Origin of the sequence: Labedaea rhizosphaerae, from assembly GCF_004362825.1 — a bacterium.
Classification (GTDB): Bacteria; Actinomycetota; Actinomycetes; order Mycobacteriales; family Pseudonocardiaceae; genus Labedaea; species Labedaea rhizosphaerae.
Window position 1 is genome coordinate 436416 of sequence record NZ_SNXZ01000005.1, and the last position, 15615, is coordinate 452030.

Annotated in this window: 17 protein-coding genes; 7 read left to right on the forward strand and 10 right to left on the reverse strand. The window is 71.0% G+C overall.

Annotation, left to right across the window (positions count from 1 at the left end):
• Nucleotides 1–38: 38 nt before the first annotated feature.
• A complete protein-coding gene (locus EV186_RS28660) occupies nucleotides 39–239 on the reverse strand; it encodes a hypothetical protein (protein ID WP_133852553.1) in 201 nt (66 codons plus the stop codon).
• A gap of 138 nt (nucleotides 240–377) precedes the next feature.
• On the opposite strand from EV186_RS28660, the gene EV186_RS28665 reads away from it, so the two are divergent.
• Together EV186_RS28665 and EV186_RS28670 are read left to right on the forward strand one after the other, a co-directional pair.
• On the forward strand, nucleotides 378–998 hold the full coding sequence (locus EV186_RS28665; RefSeq protein WP_133852554.1) for a DUF47 domain-containing protein: 621 nt from the start codon (nucleotides 378–380) through the stop codon (nucleotides 996–998).
• A gap of 3 nt (nucleotides 999–1001) precedes the next feature.
• The gene (locus tag EV186_RS28670) at nucleotides 1002–2000 is read left to right on the forward strand and encodes an inorganic phosphate transporter (protein WP_133852555.1); all 999 of its coding nucleotides are present in this window, start codon (nucleotides 1002–1004) and stop codon (nucleotides 1998–2000) included.
• Nucleotide 2001: 1 nt separating this feature from the next.
• Here the strand turns inward: EV186_RS28670 and EV186_RS28675 are convergent, their stop codons facing one another.
• Nucleotides 2002–4263, reverse strand: coding sequence for a M20/M25/M40 family metallo-hydrolase (locus EV186_RS28675; protein WP_133852556.1), 2262 nt, complete (start codon nucleotides 4261–4263; stop codon nucleotides 2002–2004).
• 79 nt (nucleotides 4264–4342) lie between these two features.
• Here EV186_RS28675 and EV186_RS28680 point away from each other — a divergent pair, with 79 nt between their 5' ends.
• The gene (locus tag EV186_RS28680; protein ID WP_133852557.1) at nucleotides 4343–4684 is read left to right on the forward strand and encodes a DUF3140 domain-containing protein; all 342 of its coding nucleotides are present in this window, start codon (nucleotides 4343–4345) and stop codon (nucleotides 4682–4684) included.
• Nucleotides 4685–4804: 120 nt separating this feature from the next.
• On the opposite strand, the gene msrA is transcribed toward EV186_RS28680, so the two are convergent.
• Together msrA and EV186_RS28690 are read right to left on the reverse strand one after the other, a co-directional pair.
• Nucleotides 4805–5326, reverse strand: coding sequence for a peptide-methionine (S)-S-oxide reductase MsrA (gene msrA / locus EV186_RS28685; RefSeq protein ID WP_279538332.1), 522 nt, complete (start codon nucleotides 5324–5326; stop codon nucleotides 4805–4807).
• 86 nt (nucleotides 5327–5412) lie between these two features.
• Nucleotides 5413–6006 carry a LysM peptidoglycan-binding domain-containing protein gene (locus EV186_RS28690; protein ID WP_243754332.1) on the reverse strand — a complete coding sequence of 198 codons (594 nt, stop codon included), beginning with the start codon at nucleotides 6004–6006 and terminating at the stop codon, nucleotides 5413–5415.
• A 223-nt stretch (nucleotides 6007–6229) separates the two neighbouring features.
• Between EV186_RS28690 and EV186_RS40220 the strand changes: the two genes are divergently transcribed.
• A complete protein-coding gene (locus EV186_RS40220) occupies nucleotides 6230–8614 on the forward strand; it encodes a CDP-alcohol phosphatidyltransferase family protein (RefSeq protein WP_243754333.1) in 2385 nt (794 codons plus the stop codon).
• Here EV186_RS40220 and EV186_RS28700 read toward each other — a convergent pair.
• Together EV186_RS28700 and EV186_RS28705 are read right to left on the reverse strand one after the other, a co-directional pair.
• A complete protein-coding gene (locus EV186_RS28700; RefSeq protein ID WP_133852559.1) occupies nucleotides 8578–9873 on the reverse strand; it encodes an FAD-binding oxidoreductase in 1296 nt (431 codons plus the stop codon). The two genes, EV186_RS40220 and EV186_RS28700, sit on opposite strands and share 37 nt — an antisense overlap.
• Before the next feature lie 25 nt (nucleotides 9874–9898).
• Nucleotides 9899–10732 carry an arginase family protein gene (locus EV186_RS28705; RefSeq protein ID WP_133852560.1) on the reverse strand — a complete coding sequence of 278 codons (834 nt, stop codon included), beginning with the start codon at nucleotides 10730–10732 and terminating at the stop codon, nucleotides 9899–9901.
• A gap of 66 nt (nucleotides 10733–10798) precedes the next feature.
• On the opposite strand from EV186_RS28705, the gene EV186_RS28710 reads away from it, so the two are divergent.
• Entirely contained in the window at nucleotides 10799–11143 is a 345-nt protein-coding gene (locus EV186_RS28710) for a hypothetical protein (RefSeq protein ID WP_133852561.1), read from the forward strand.
• Nucleotides 11144–11147: 4 nt separating this feature from the next.
• On the opposite strand, the gene EV186_RS28715 is transcribed toward EV186_RS28710, so the two are convergent.
• The 4 genes from EV186_RS28715 to EV186_RS28735 form a co-directional block, all read right to left on the reverse strand.
• Complete coding sequence (locus EV186_RS28715) at nucleotides 11148–11636, reverse strand: GNAT family N-acetyltransferase (protein ID WP_133852562.1); 489 nt, start codon at nucleotides 11634–11636, stop codon at nucleotides 11148–11150.
• Complete coding sequence (locus EV186_RS28720; RefSeq protein ID WP_166659378.1) at nucleotides 11633–12622, reverse strand: serine hydrolase; 990 nt, start codon at nucleotides 12620–12622, stop codon at nucleotides 11633–11635. Before EV186_RS28720 ends, EV186_RS28715 begins: the two co-directional genes overlap by 4 nt.
• Nucleotides 12623–12749: 127 nt before the next feature.
• A complete protein-coding gene (locus tag EV186_RS28730) occupies nucleotides 12750–13139 on the reverse strand; it encodes a helix-turn-helix transcriptional regulator (RefSeq protein ID WP_424983574.1) in 390 nt (129 codons plus the stop codon).
• 164 nt (nucleotides 13140–13303) lie between these two features.
• A complete protein-coding gene (locus tag EV186_RS28735) occupies nucleotides 13304–13783 on the reverse strand; it encodes a MarR family winged helix-turn-helix transcriptional regulator (protein WP_243754334.1) in 480 nt (159 codons plus the stop codon).
• A 101-nt stretch (nucleotides 13784–13884) separates the two neighbouring features.
• Here EV186_RS28735 and EV186_RS28740 point away from each other — a divergent pair, with 101 nt between their 5' ends.
• Nucleotides 13885–15105, forward strand: a complete 1221-nt coding sequence (locus EV186_RS28740) for an MFS transporter (RefSeq protein WP_243754335.1) — start codon at nucleotides 13885–13887, stop codon at nucleotides 15103–15105.
• 33 nt (nucleotides 15106–15138) lie between these two features.
• Nucleotides 15139–15492: a VOC family protein gene (locus tag EV186_RS28745; protein ID WP_133852566.1), complete on the forward strand. Its 354-nt coding sequence runs from the start codon at nucleotides 15139–15141 to the stop codon at nucleotides 15490–15492.
• The last annotated feature ends 123 nt before the right edge of the window (nucleotides 15493–15615 follow it).

Below are 15615 nucleotides of genomic sequence, written 5' to 3' on the forward strand. Positions count from 1 at the left end.
AGGAAGCTACACGCGTGTGTAGGCCGCTGTCCAGCGGGTCAGAACCAGCCCATGTTCATGGCCGGGCGGACCAGCCGGTTGTGCCCTTCGGGCAGCTGCTCGACCCGCGCCGCGTACCACTGCTCCTGGCAGGTCACGTCGCAGAAATCGAGGCTGCCGCCGCGCTCGCTGAGCCGCCTTCCGCAGTACCCGCACCGCAGCGCGGTGGGTTCGGCAGGGAATTCCGTCGACCAACTCACCGAGTGCATGACATTGCCCTCCCGTCCGCACGCGGCGACCGGTACGGACCGCGTCCCCGACGCCGCTGCCTGGGAAGTACCCCCTGCGGGCTTGATCCACGCCCGTTTCACGATTCGGGCCGTGGGGAAAACTCTGCAATGCGGCTGCGGATCAAACCACGGACCCCGGTGTTCTTCGAACTGTTCACCGCGGCGGGGGAGAACACCGTCGTGGCGGCGGAGCTCGCGCGGCAGGCGGTGGACGCCCCGCCGGACCAGCGCAAGGAACTGGCCGCCCGGATGCGGGCGGCCGAGCACGCGGGTGACGAGGTCACCCACTCGATCATGGAGCAGCTCAACCGCTCGTTCGTCACGCCGTTCGACCGCGACGACATGTACCGGCTGGCCAGCCGCATCGACGACGTCGTGGACTACCTCGACGAGGCGGTCGACCTGATCGTCTGCTACCAGGTCGGCACGCTGCCCGAGGGCGCCCGGGCGCAGACCGAGTTGCTCGTCCAGGCCGCGCGCCTGACCGCGGACGCGATGCCGCGGCTGGTCAAGCCGCAAGGGCTCACCGAGTACTGGGTGGAGATCAACCGACTGGAGAACGAAGCCGACTACGTCCGCAGGCAATTGCTCTCCGAACTGTTCAGCAACGGCACCGACCCGATCCGGCTGCTCAAGGTGAAGGAGATCGTGGAGCAGTTCGAAGAGGCGGCCGACGCGTTCGAGCACCTCGCCGACGTGGTGCACACGATCGCGGTCAAGGATTCCTGACCGTTGACTTCCGTCGTCCTGGTCGCGGTGATCGTGCTGGTCGTCGCGCTCGACTTCACCAACGGTTTCCACGACGCGGCCAACGCCGTCGCGACCGCGGTGTCCACCAAGGCCCTGCCGATGCGCCCGGCCTTGGCCCTGGCCGCGGTGATGAACCTGCTGGGCGCGCTGGCCGGCACGGGCGTCGCGGTGACCGTGGCCAGCGGCGTGATCGCGAACCCCGGGGAGCACGGCGTGGCCGGCGGGCTGCGGGTGGTGGCCGCCGCGGTCGCCGGCGCGATCGTGTGGAACCTCGTCACCTGGTACTTCGGGCTGCCCTCCTCGACTTCGCACGCATTGATCGGCGGGCTCGTCGGAGCGGCGCTGGTCTCCGCGACATCGGTGCACTGGGCCGGTGTGCTGGACAAGGTCGTGATCCCGATGGTGGTCTCCCCCGCCGTCGGCCTCGTGCTCGGCTTCCTGGTCATGACCGCGATCCTGTGGTTGCTGCGCAAGGCCGACGCGCACAAGGCCGGGCGGGCGCTGCGCCGGGCCCAGATCGCCTCAGTGGCCGCCTTGGCCCTCGGCCACGGCCTGCAGGACGCCCAGAAGAGCATGGGCATGATCGTGCTGGCCCTGGTCGTGACCGGGCACCAGATCGGCTACGGCGTGCCGCTGTGGGTGGTGCTCACGTGCGCGGCGGCCATGGCGGCGGGCACGTACACCGGCGGCAAGCGGATCATGCGCACGCTGGGCCGGCGGATCTTCCAGCTGACCCCGCCCTACGGGTTCGCGGCCGAACTGTCCGCGTCGGCGGTGCTCTACACGACGGCGTTCGTGTTCGCCGCCCCGATCTCGACCACCCACGTCATCACGTCGGCGGTCATGGGCGCCGGGGCGACCCGGCGCCGCTCGGCCGTGCGGTGGGGCGTCGCGGGCGACATCGCGACCGGTTGGGTGCTCACCCTCCCCGCCGCCGCGCTCACGGCCGCGGCGGCGTACTTCGTGTTCGGAATCGGCTGAGCTACGCCCGGTAGGTGCGCTCGGCGATGGTCTGCCCGGAGAGCGGCGAGTACTGCGGGAAGCTCACCCCGGGCCCGAGGTACGGGGCGTCCGCGTCCTCGGGCAAACCTCGGTAAACCGCGGTCACGTTCGTCGTCAGCGGCCCGCCCCTCGACACCAGCGTCACCGTGACGCCCTCGGGCGGCGGCCCGGTGAAGATCATCCCCCACCGGCCGCCGTAACGGCCGTTCGTGGCCAGCGGGGCGCCGTTCACCGTGGCGGACACCAGCTCGCCGCTCATCACGTAGAGGTGGAGCTCCGTCGCCGCCGGGCCGGCATGCAGCTCGAGCACCGCGGTGTGCGTGCCGTCCGGGTTGTCCTTGGCGCTGAGGACCTCCGCGGACGGGACCACGACCTGCTTGCTCAGCGGAGCCAGCGCGCCGACGGTGTGCCGCTTGCCGGCCACCGAGGGGAACGGCGGCAGCGGCACCAGACGGCGCAAGGCTTTGTTGGTCTCCCGGTCCGCGGGGTCGCCCGCGCTGATCCAGTAGGCCTTCCCGGTGTCGCCGTCGAGGCCGTAACCGAGGCTCACCGGCTTCGGGTACTGCTCGTCGTAGCTGTCCACGGCCAGGCCGGTGCCCAGCGCCACCACGGCCCCGAGCCCGGCCACGACCAGCGCGACGGTCAGCACGCGCTGCGGCACCGAGGCGGCGAACAAGCCGAGCACGGTGGCGCCGAACAACACGACCAGCACCAGCGGCGCGACGGCGACCGAGATCCCGACCAGCGGGAAGAGCAGCAGGATCATCGGCAACCCGAGCAGCACCGCGGGCACCGCGGCGGCGGACGCGGCGATCATCGCCCACGACGAGTCCTCGTACGCCCACCGCCGGGCGGCGAGCAGCGCGGCCGAGCCGATCAGCACCGGCCACGTGAACACGTAGGAGCCGCCGGGCACCAGGAACGCGGTCACCAGGGCGAGGAAGGTGAGCCAGCCGAGCACGACGAACGTCAGCTCGATCATCGAGAGCCGCTTGCGCTGCCACCGGCACCAGAGCACCAGCAGGACCAACGTCAGCAAGACCATGCCGAGCGCGTAGAAGAACGGCCGGTTGGTGTCGCCCGCGACGAAGAGCGCGTATTCGGGACGCAGCAAGCGAAGCAGGAACCACACCCCGGCGCCGACGACCACCGCGCCGAGGATCGGCAGCACGAAGGTCAGCGCGGAGCGGGCGATCCGGCCGGGCCGCAACCCGTGGTACCACAACGCGAGTCCGAAAAGGACGAAAGCCAGCACCGCGAGCGGGATCACCAGCCAGGCCGGGTAGTGCAGGAAAAGCCCCAGCACGGTGAAGTAGCTGTCGTTGCGGTCCGGCATGGCCGCGAGGTCCGCGCCGCCGAGGCTGCGCACCGCAGCCAGGGCCGAGGCACCCATGTCCTGCACGGTCGCGTGGCTCAGGTGGGCGAGGTCGTCGTGCGGGGTGTGGTAGTTCACCGAGTCGCCGACGAAGGCGTAGTTGATCCCACGCAGGCCCGCGTTGTCGAACACCGTGAGGTCGGTGTCGTTGGGCAGCATCTTGTACACGTCGTCGGACACCGAGGTGGCCACGGCATCGCCGGCACCGACCGCCGACATCACGCCGGAGTTGCCCCCGACGGTCTGGAATATGATGGCCGGGCCGGAGGTGCCGCGCGCCTCCATGTTGACCACCACGGTGTTCTTGTCGCGCGCACCGCCTGCGTCCACGAAGGCCTGAGCGCCGAGCAGGTCGGCCTCTTCGCCGTCGGTGAGCAGGACCTCGACGTCGTTGCGCAGCGGCGCCGAGGCCTTGAGCGCGCGGACGATCTCCAGGATCGACACGACGTTCGCGCCGTCGTCGGCCGCGCCGGGCCCGCCGGGCACCGAGTCGTAGTGCGCGACCAGCAGCACCCGCCCGGTCGGCGCGGTGCCCTTGATGGTGGCGTGCAGGTCGGTGACGTTGGCCGCGACAACCGGCCAGTCGTCCTCGGCGCGCACGGCCAGCCGCGTGTCGGTGGTCGGTGCCAAGCCCAGGTCACGCAGCTGGCCGAGCAGGTAGTCGCGGACCTTGGCGTTCTCCGCCGAGCCCTGCGGGTGCGAAACGGCCGCCACCGGCCCGAGCCGCGCGATGGCGCGTTCGGCCGAGAACTCCCCCGGCGGGGCCGATCGATCACGCGGGCTGGACGGTTGCAGGCTGAGCGCGGTCAGGACGCCCAACGCCGCGAGCACGACGAAGACGACCCAGGCCACCAGACGGTTCGACACCGCGGCATCGTTCTATGCGGGGGCGATGATCGGCAAGCGATCACGTTTGCCAGCGCGCCCGGCCGGGTAGGACGCCCCTATGACGGAGCTGCCGGAACTGAGCGACGAGGAACTGTGGGACGAGTTCCACCGCGTGGTGAACATGACGTCGCGGGAACTCTCCGACTGGCTGCGCACCCGTGACGCCGGCGAGCGCACCGAGGCGCTGCCCGACCAGTCCGGACCGCCCACCGGCCAGCACGTGCTGCACGTGCTGGGCAAGCGCAAGGCGGATCTCACCGAGGACGACCGCCGGGTGATGCAGAAGGTGGTGCGCCGCGTGCACGAGCAGCGGCGCGACGACCTTGAGCCGACCGCGGGCGACGAAGGCTGGCGCCACCGGCTCATGTCCATCGGCCACGACCCGCTCAAACCCGCCTGACCCTGGTCCTTGCTGCATGGGGTGGCTTCAGGTGCAGCTGGGCTCGCTGCGCTCGGGCCACTGCCCTGAATGTCCCATCCGAGGCGTTCAGTGCCTCGAATGGGACATTCGTGGCGTGGGTCAGGCGGTGCGGCGCGGGAGCTTCCAGTTCGGCCGCGGGAAGTGGCACGTGTAGCCGTTCGGGTAGTTCACAAGGTAGTCCTGGTGCTCCGGCTCGGCCTCCCAGAAGGGGCCCGCCGCGCTCACCTCGGTCACCACCTTGCCCGGCCACAGGCCCGACGCGTCCACGTCGGCGATGGTGTCCTCGGCGACCTGCTTCTGCTCCTCGTCGAGGTAGAAGATCGCCGAGCGGTAGCTCATGCCGATGTCGTTGCCCTGGCGGTTCTTGGTCGTCGGGTCGTGGATCTGGAAGAAGAACTCGAGCAGGTCGCGGTAGCTGGTCTGCGCCGGGTCGTAGACGATCTCGATCGCCTCGGCGTGCGTGCCGTGATTGCGGTAGGTGGCGTTCGGGACGTCGCCGCCCGTGTAGCCGACCCGGGTCGACACCACGCCGGACTGCTTGCGGATCAGGTCCTGCATGCCCCAGAAGCAGCCGCCCGCGAGGATCGCCTTGGCGTGCGTTGCGGTGTCGTGAGTGGTCACCCGATGTCCTTTCGTCTGGTCCCCACACCATTGAACGCGCACGCACCCCTGGCTCTTCCGCGCGGGCGGCTTACCGACTGCTTACGTCAGCGCAGCTTGATCCGCTGCCCCACCACCAGGTAGTTCGGATCGGGGACATAGGCCTTGTTGCGCTGCCACAGGGCCCGCCAGCCACCCGTGATCCGGTGCTTGGCCGCGATGCCCGACAGTGTGTCACCCTTCGCGATCACGTAGTCACCGTCGGGGTTGGAGCGCGACGGACGGTTGTTGTGGTGACTCTGGGGCGCCGGGCTCTGGTGGTGCGTGACCGGCGCGCTATCGCCACCGCCTCCCCCGCCGCGCCTGCCGCAGACCGGCCACGCGCCGATCCCCTGGCCGGCCAGCACGTTGCGGGCCACCCGGATCTGCTCCTCCCTGCTGGCATTCGCCGGGCTGCCCTGGCCGCCGTTGGCCCGCCACGTACCCGGGCTGAACTGCAGCCCGCCGTAGTAGCCGTTGCCGGTGTTGGCGTGCCAGTTCCCACCGCTTTCACAGGCGGCAATCGCGTCCCAGTCCGGCTCCGCCTCGGCTACCCCACCGAGGCCGATCAGGGGCACGCCCAGGGCAAACCCGCAGGCCAGCACCTTGGCAACAACGCGACTTGTGTTCGATCGGGGCTTATCTGGTTGGGCGGAAGTCAAACCAACATCCCTTTCACGTCCGTGGCCGAATTCAATTCGGCGACGCATTTGTCGAACGGATCGGGACGCTATCCAGCGGTGAGAATTGCCGCCAATCAAGGACCGTTTCCCACCCGGTCGAGTGATCTTTGGTTTCAACCGGCCACGACCGGTGCTCGCGGACCCCGTTCGAACCGACCTGGGGGAACGCACGTAATGCTCCACGAGACCCCGAGGAGGACCCGTGACCCAGCTCCGGAAGACGATCATGGCGGTGCCGGCCGCGCAGCTGCTGCTGCTCGCGCTGCTGACCGTGCTCGGCGCCGGCGCGGGCCTGGGCATGACCGGCTGGCTCGCCGGTATCGGGTTCGGCCTGGTCGGGGGCGCCGTGCTGGCGAGCACGGCCTACCGCTTCAGCCCGGCCGACCTGGTGACGCTGACCAGGTCCGTGCTGGTCGGGTGCGTGACCGCGTTGGCCGCCGACCACAGGACTGCGCTCATCGATGACCACAGGAGTGGGCTGGTCCTGGCCACCTTCGCGGCGGTCGCGCTGGTGCTGGATGGGGTGGACGGCAAGGTCGCGCGGCGCACCGGCACCGTGACGGTGTTCGGCGCGCGGTTCGACATGGAGGTCGACGCGTTCCTCATCCTGGTGCTGAGCGCGGTCGTGGCGAGCACCCACGGCTGGTGGGTGCTGCTGATCGGCGCCGCTCGCTACCTCTACGTGGCCGCCGGGTTCCTGTTCCCGTGGCTGCGCGGGGAGATCCCGCCGAGCATGGCGCGCAAGACCGTGGCCGCGATCCAGGGCGTCGTGCTCGCGGTCGCGGCCTCAGGTGTGCTGCCCCTGGTGGTGAGCACGGTGGTGACGGCGGCGGCGCTGGCCGCGTTGGGCTGGTCGTTCGGCCACGACGTCCGCTGGCTGTTCGTCCGCCGTTCCACGCACGCGGGGTTCGCCGTTGCCCGGCCGCGCCGGGTGCCGGCGTTGCTCTGGTCGACCGCCGCCGTGGTGCTGCTGGCCGCGGCGATGCTGGCCCCGCAGCGGCTCAGCGTGCTCAGTGGGTGGACCGCGCTGCGGGTACCGGTCGAGGGCGTCCTCGCGCTCGCCGTGCTGCTGGTCCTGCGTGGCCGGGCGCGCCGGGTGACCGCGGGCGCGTTCGGTGCGTTGCTCGGGCTCGTGCTGCTGGTCAAGGGCTTCGACATGGGCTTCGGCGCGGAGCTGGACCGCCCGTTCGACCCCGTCTTCGACTGGGTGCTGCTGCGCCCGGCGGTGGAGTTCCTGGCGGCGTCGGCGGGCAAGCCGGTCGCGATCGCCGCCGTGGTGGGGGCGATCCTGGCGACGCTCGCGCTCGTCGTGCTCATGGTCGCCGCGGCCCTGCGGGTGAGCCGGGTCGCCGGTGAGCACCGGACCGCGACCGTCCGCGTCCTGGTCGTGCTGAGCGTCATCTGGACCGCCGGCGCGGCGACCGGCGTGCAGGTCGGCAGCCAGCCGGTCGCGGCCAGCGACGCGGCCGCCGAGGTGCACGACAAGGTGGCGGCGGTGGTCGCCGACGTGCGCGACCTCGGCCCGTTCCGCGACTCGGTCGGCGTGGACGCATTTCGCGGCGTGCCGGCCAACCAGTTGCTGACCGGCTTGCGGGGCAAGGACGTCCTGCTCACGTTCGTGGAGAGCTACGGCAAGGTCGCGCTTTCCGACCCGGACGTGGACAAGGTGCTCGCCGACGGCACGAAACGCCTGCAGGCCAAGGGTTTTCAAGCACGCACCGGCATGCTGACCTCCGCCACCTTCGGCGGCACCAGCTGGCTCGCCCATTCGACGTTGCAGTCCGGTCTGTGGGTGAACAACCCCCAGCGCTACGCGACGCTGCTCACCACGGACCGGCTGACGCTGGCGAGCGCGTTCCGCGCGGGCGGCTGGCGCACGGTGTCCGACATCCCCGCCAACACCCGCGACTGGTCGGACGGCAAGTTCTACGGCTACGAGCAGACCTACGACAGCCGCAATGTCGGCTACCACGGCCCGTCTTTCTCCTACGCCACCATGCCCGACCAGTTCACGATGGAAGCGTTGCAGCGCAACGAACTCGCCCGCACGCAGCGGCCGCCCGTGATGGCCGAGATCGACCTGGTGACCAGCCACAACCCGTGGACCCCGCTGCCGCGCATGGTCGACTGGAGCGCCGTCGGCGACGGCTCGGTCTACGACCCGATGCCCGCTCAAGGGCCGTCGAAGGACGAGGTCTGGTCGGCTCCCAGCCGGGTCAAAGCCGCGTACGCGCAGTCGATCCGGTACTCGCTCTCGACGTTGGTGTCCTATGTGGAGACTTACGGTACGGCCGACACCGTGCTGGTGTTCCTGGGCGACCACCAGCCCGGGCCGGTGGTCAGCGGCGAGGGTGCGAGCCGCGACGTCCCGGTGACCATCGTGGCCAAGGACCCGGCCGTGCTCGACCGGATCGCGAGCTGGCACTGGGCGCCCGGCCTCCGCCCGGCCCCGGACGGTCCCGTGTGGCGGATGGATGCCTTCCGCGACGCGTTCTTCACCGCCTTCGGGTCCGGTGACCGGCCGACGCCCATGGCCGCCCGGGATCCCGGTCACCCCGTCGCGGTGAACCAGCGGCCCGGGTCGTAGCGGTCGAGCACCCGCAGCAGCCGATCCCGGTTCGCGCCGTGGTAGCGCGGATCCAGCGGATCGGTGCCCGGAACCGGGAAGTTCGCGTACACACCGCTGGTGCCGTGGGGATGCAGCGTCCGCGCGGACGTCTCGGCCCACCGCGTCGCGGCGGGCAACTCCGCCGGCGGCGCCTCGGTGGTGTGCTCCACCACGAAGGCCGCTGCCCGGTGCGCGAAGGCGGTCGCATCCCCCGGCACGCGGGCGTATTCGCCGCCCAGTGGGGTGAAGCTGAGCTCGGCGCCGTCGGGGAGCGCCTCGATCACCTCGGCCAAGGCGGCGCGAGGGATCGGACCGGCGAAGAACTCCGAGCGGCCGACGAAGTGGCCCTGGGCTTCGGCGGGCGGTCCGGCCAAGTGCTGCTTGGCTTCCTTGTAGGGCAACACGATCCGCTCGTCGGTGCTCGGCGCGCCGACCAGCCGGACGAACTCGCCGATCGACGGCTCCGGGTCGGCGCCCGCGGCGGTCGCGTCCAGCAGGGCGCCCGTGGTGGTCAGCCGCAGGGTCGCGGCGATCGGGTCCGGCGCGGCCGGTGCCCAGGACTGCCACGCCTCGGCGAGGTCGAGCGCACGCCGGGCGGGCCAGGCCAGGCGCACGCACGCCGTCTGCGGTGCGGGCACGGTCTCGAACACGAAGGACGTCACCACGCCGACGAGCCCGCCACCCGCGCCACGCAACGCCCAGAACAGCTCCGGTTCGTGCTCGGTGTCGCACACCGTCGTCGTGCCGTCGGCGAGCACGACTTCGGCGCGGCGCAAGCGATCGCACGTCAGCCCGTACCGGCGGCCGAGCACGCCGATGCCGCCGCCGAGGGTCAGCCCGGCGACGCCCACCGTCGGCCCGCAGCCGCCGGGCACCGTGACCCCGTGGGCGGCAAGCGACTCGTAGAGCGCGGGCAGTCGCACCCCGGCGCCGACCTCGGCGAGGCCGTCGGACCAGGTGACGTCGCGCAGGCCGGACAGGTCGAGCACGATGTCACCCGCCGACGAGCGCCCCGCGAAGCAGTGCCCGCCGCTGCGGGCGGTCAACCGCAGGTCCTGGCCGCGGGCGAAGCGGATGGCCGCGACCACGTCCGCCTGCGTCGCCGCCCGGACGACCACGGCCGGGCGGGCGTCCGCGTAGTTGGCCATCGCGGGCACCCGCACCGCGTCGTAGTCCGGATTGTCGGACGTCACCACCGCGCCGGTGACAGCCCGGCGTAACTCACCCCAGTTCGTCATGCCGGGAACCTTGGCACAACAACCCTCAGCCGAGAACCTCCGCGATGAGCGTGGCGAGCAGGTCGGCGTAGCGGCCGTCCGGGTCCAGATCGGGGTCGAACACGGTGAACTGGATCCCGACCGCGCCGGGCCGCAGCGATCGCAGCAGGCCGGTCAGCTCGGCCGCGGTGAGCCCGCCGGGGTCGGGGCTGTCGACGGCGGGCAGGACGGACGGGTCGAGCACGTCCACGTCGACGTGCAACCAGTAGCCGCCGATGTCGGGGATCGCGACCGCGTGCTGCTTGGCCGGGATGACGGCGCGCAGGACCGCGCTGGCCTCCGCCAGGCCCTCGTCGTCGTCGCGGCAGCCGATGTGGACGGTCCGCGCGGGATCGAAGTAGGGGCGCAGGCCGTCGAGGTCGGCGATCGCGTCCCAGTGCCGCCCGACCGCCGCGGCGAGGTCCTCACCCGCGAGCGAGGCGCACTGCGCGGAGTTGGTGGGGTTGCGGAAGTCGGTGTGCCCGTCGACGTGCACCAGCCCGTACCGCCCGCGCAAGGCGAGACCGGCGCCGACGAGGATGCCGCAGTCGCCGCCGAGCACCAGCGGGAAGTTGCCGTCGTCGAGCACCCGCGTGATGCGAGCGGCGAGCCGCCGCGAGTGGTCGATGATCGCGTCCTGGTTGCGCAGCCGGTCTGCGCCGGGCACCCAGTCGTCGCGGTAGCGGCCGGGCAGGACGACGCCGTAGTCGCGGGCGTCCTTCAGGTTGGCGTACAGGCCTGCTTCCCGCAGCGCCTCGGGCGCCTTGGCGCAGCCGGGTACCGCGCCGGGCTCGGGTGGGCGCAGGCCGAGGTTGGACGGAGCCGCGATGATGCCGATCACCGGACCATCATGACCGTCGCCGCCGATCGCGGGCGGCGCGGGCGCGTCGGCGGATATGGTCGGGTGATGAGCGAGACCGACAAGCCGGCCGGCGATCCCGACACCGACACCGACACCGATGACAACATCGTGGACGCGGAGATCGTCGAGGAGAGCACCGAGTTGGGACCGGTGAGCCCCGGCGTGCCGACGACCAGCCTGGAGCCCGACTACACCGAGGGCGGCGTGCCCACCTTCGACTACGTGCGCGACAAGATCGAGGGCCGGTCCACCACGGCGGCGGGCGCCACCGAGCTGGCCGGGCTCGGCACGGACAACACCGTGGCGGACTGGGACAAGAAGCTCGAGGAGCGCAACAAGGCCGGCGCGGACAAGCTCGAGGAGATCCGCCGCCAGATGCGCGGCGAGTGACGCCTCAGCGCACCGCCTTCACGTAGCGGTGGGCCGGGACCACGATGTCGCCGGGCGCCAGGTGGTCGAAGGGGCCGTGGTCGGCCCAGCCGTGGCGTTCGTAGTAGCGCCGGGCCCGGGTGTTGCCCGCGACCACGGCCAGCCAGGCGGTGTCGTGGCCGCCCGCCGCCACCAGGCGTTCGGCTTCGGCCAGCAACGCCGGGGCCACCGCGCCGCCGCGGAAGCTCGCGTCCACGTAGACCTGCTCCACCTCGTCGTCCAGGACCATGATGAAACCGGCGACCGCGCCGTCGACGTCGGCCACGACGGTCTTGGCTTCGGCGTCGGCGTTGGCGGCCCGGTCGACGGCCCGCTCGACGAAGGAGTCCGGGGTGCGGGCGGTGATCAGCTCATCGGGCACGTTGCCCAGGTGGGCGTCCTGCCAACCGGCGTGCCAGATGCGGGCGATGGCCTCCGCGTCGGCGGGGGTCGCGAAGCGCAGGGTGGGCGTCATTTGGTGGCCGCCGTTCCGAGGGTCTTCAGCAGAGTGCCGGCGACCTCGGTGACGTGCTGGGCCACGTCCGGGTAGGAGTAGCCGTTGTTCTGCTGGGTGAGCACCACCGCGATGAACTGGTGCCGCGAGCCGAGCAGCGCGCTCGAGTGCAGCAGGCGATACGGGCGGTAACCGATCCAGCCCTGTTTCGCGGCGACGTTCTTGGGCCGCACCCCAGGGCCGAGGAAACCGAAGTACTGGTCGAAGTCGTCGGCGAGGCCGTAGTGGGTGGGCTCGGCCAGCGCGTCGAGGACCAGGTCGCGGTCGTCCGGGGCGAGCTTGGTGAGCAGGTACCGGTAGACCGCGACGGTGTCGGCCGCGGAGATCGTCGCCTCGCCCCACTGGGCCGGGTCCTGCGGCGGTTCGGTCTGGTGCAGACCGGCGAGGTCCTTGATGGCGACCAGGGCCCGCATGCCGTTGTACTTGCCCCACAAGGCGTTCATGGCGCTGTCGTCGCTGCCGGACAGCGCGCGCCGGATCCACGCGCGGTCCTGGTCGGTGAGTTCGATGTCGCCGTTTTCCTGTTCGTGCAACAACTCCACGATCACGAACAGCTTGATCACCGATGCCGACATGATCGGCTTGGTGGCGTACTGGCCGGAGGAAAGCTTGTTGTTGGCGCGGTCGTAGACGGCGACGGCGTAGAGCCGGCCCGGGGTGTTCAGCGAGTCGGCCCTGGCCACCGCGGTCCGGGCCAGCTTCGCGCTGACCGGGAACGGGGCGGCCGTGGTGGGGGTGGCCTGCCTGGTCGGCGAGCCCTTGGCCTCGGGTGACGCGGAAGTGGTGGTGGTGATCGGCGTCGTGGTGGTTGTCGAGGTCGTGGCGGTCGTGCTGCCGGTCGGCACACCGGACGCCGCCACTTCATTGGCGGGGCCGGCACATCCGGCGACGAAGACCGCGGCGGCGCAGGCCGCCACGAAACGCAGCCCAATGGTGGCGCTCCGCATGCACTCCCCGTTTCGCCGACTCACCCGATCGGGCGACCTTATGCGCAGCGATAGTCACACAAGGCCACAGTGACCAATTCGTTAGCTGCTGCGGGATTGGTTGATCCGCAGCAGATTGCCGGGCAGGTCACGCGTTGTGGGACGTCGCCGACTCGGCCGACTTGGCTTCGCCATTCCTGATCGGTCGCGTGTGGATCTTCGCGATGCACGGCGGGATGGCCGCGCCCTCTTCGTGATTGCGAGCCCGGTAAGAACTGGGGCTCTCGCCCACCAATTCGGTGAACCGCGTGCTGAACGAACCGAGCGACGTACAGCCGACTTCGAAGCAGACCTCGGTGACGGAAAGGTCGCCGCGCCGCAACAGCGCCTTGGCCCGCTCGATGCGCCGGGTCATCAGGTAGCTGTACGGGCTCTCGCCGAACGCCGCGCGGAAACTACGGGAGAAATGCCCGGGCGACATGAGCGCGACCTGCGCCAACGCCGTCACGTCGAGCGGCTTGGCGTAGTCGCGGTCCATCGTGTCGCGCGCGCGGCGCAGCCGGACGAGATCCTCCAGGTTCACGCTCCCACCATCCCACAGCCGCGCCGGTCGGTGCTCCTGCCCAACGGACCGGGTGACCGCGTGCACTGTCGGTGAACATGCGCGACGCGACGGCCGTCGCCGCAGCGCCAGGCGCCGAGCTAGTGCGGCTTGCGTGCCGGGTCTTCGTCGGGAGTGGACAGTTGGTCGGCGACGTGGTCGCGGAGCCGGTCCAGGATCGCCAGCAGGGTGATCCGCTGCGCCTCGCTCAGCACGGCGAAGGTGCGATCGGCGTGGGCGTCGTGCAGTGCCTTGATCTCGCTGAGGTGTTCGTGACCCTTGCCGGTGATCTCGAGGCGGATGGACCGGCGGTCGTCCGGGTCGGCGCGCCGGCGCAGCAGGCCTTCGTCCTCCAGGCCGTCGACCAGTGACGTGATCGACCGCCCGGTGACGCCGAGCCGGTCCTTGAGGTCGCCCATCCGCGGTGAACCGGCCTCGTCGACGGCCAGCATCAGCAGCACGCGGGAGGTCGACCAGCCGCGCTGGACGTAGGGCTGGCCCGCGTAACGCCGCAGCGCGTGGGTCGTGCGCATCAGCGCCTCGGCCAGGTCCGCGCCCGAGGGCGTTTTCTCGCTTGACACCACCCGAGGATACAGTCAAACCTGATAGAGGTAATTGACACTATCCGGGATGTAACAGATTTGGGAGACGGATGCGACCGCCTTCAACGCAGGCAGCAGCGGTGCGTACGGGAACAGGGCAGCCGGTGGGCTTGCGGCAGAACCGCAACTTCTGGTTGCAGGTGGCCGGCGCGGTCATCTCGGCGTTGGGCACGGCCGCCGCCCCCGTCGCGACGGCCTTCGCGATCCTCTACGCGGGCGGCTCCGGCACGGCGATCGGCCTGGTGTCGGCTTCGGGCACCCTGCCGGCCTTGCTGTTCTTCGTCATCGGCGGGGTCGTGGCCGATCGGCTGCCGCGCCACCACGTGATCGTGGCGGCGAACCTCGTCAGCGCGGTGGCGCAGGCGGTGTTCGCGGTGGTGGTGTTCACGCACTCGGTCCGGTTGTGGGAGCTGGTGCTCATCTCGGCGGCGAATGGCCTCGCCATCGCGTTCCGCATGCCGGCCACCGAGGGCCTCATCATGCGCAGCGTCGACCGGGCGCACGCGAGCAAGGCGTTCGCCATCTTCCGGACCGCGCTCAACGGCGCGCAGGTCGCCGGTGCCGCGCTCGGCGGCGTGGTGGTGTCGAGTTTCGGTCCGGGCTGGGTCCTCGCGCTCGACGCGACGACGTTCGTGATCGCCTGCGGGTTGAGCGTGTTGATGAAGGCCGAAGGGCGGCTGCGCCGGCGGGCCGGCATGGTCACCGAGCTGAAGGAAGGCTGGGGCGAGTTCGCCGGGCGGCGGTGGTTGTGGAGCGTGGTGGTGCAGTCGGCGGTGGTCAACGCCGTGGGCGTCGGTGCGTTCATGGTCCTCGGCGCGCTGGCCGCCGACCGCAGGCTCGGCGGCGCCCGCGACTGGGGCCTCATCCTCTCCTGCGACGCGATCGGCATGATCATCGGCGGCTTGCTGATGGTGCGGCTGCGGCCGCGGCGGCTCCTGGTCTCCGGGGTCTGTGCGTTGGTCCCGCTTGCCTTGCCACCGGCCGCGTTCGCGCTCGGGTCCTCGCTGGTGGTGATCTGCGTGGCGTCCCTGCTCGCAGGGGTCGGCGTGGAGGTCTTCGGCGTCAACTGGATGACCACGCTCAGGCAGGAAGTACCGCACGAGAAGTTCTCCCGGGTCGCCGCCTACGAGGCCCTCGGTTCGTTCGGGCTCACGCCGTTGGGCGCGGCCGTCGCCGGACCCGCCGCGGACCGCTTCGGCCTCGCGGGCACCCTGTGGTGCGCGGCGGGCGCGATCGTGGCCGCCACCGCGCTGGTGCTGACGGTTCCGGACGTGCGGAAGATGGAACGCGAGCGCGGATGACCCACGAACCCGGGCCGCTGGCAGGATCACGGCATGGAACGCGTGCTCGGGATCGGTGGCTACTTCATCCGCGCGTCGGATCCGGCGGCCTTGGGCGCCTGGTACCGGGACTGCCTCGGGTTGGATGCCGGCGAGCACGGCGTGTGGCACCAGGAGCCCGGCCCGACGGTCTTCGCGCAGTTCGAGGCCGAGACCGACTACTTCGGTGCCCGATCGCAGCAGACCATGCTCAACTTCCGCGTCCGCGACCTGGACGCCATGCTCGCGCAGCTGCGGGCCAAGGGCGCCGACGTGGTCGATGACATCCAGGACATGGACGGCGTCGGCCGGTTCGGCTGGGTGACCGATCCCGAGGGCAACCGGATCGAGCTCTGGCAGCCCGCCTGACGCGGGTGCGCGGACGCGTGCGCCATGCCGAGACCGGCCGGAAGGCCTGAGGCCGCGCACGACCGCGCCCACCGGCCAGGATGCCGTCGCCGCAAGCCGGGGCATCACGGATCGGGAGTGCGC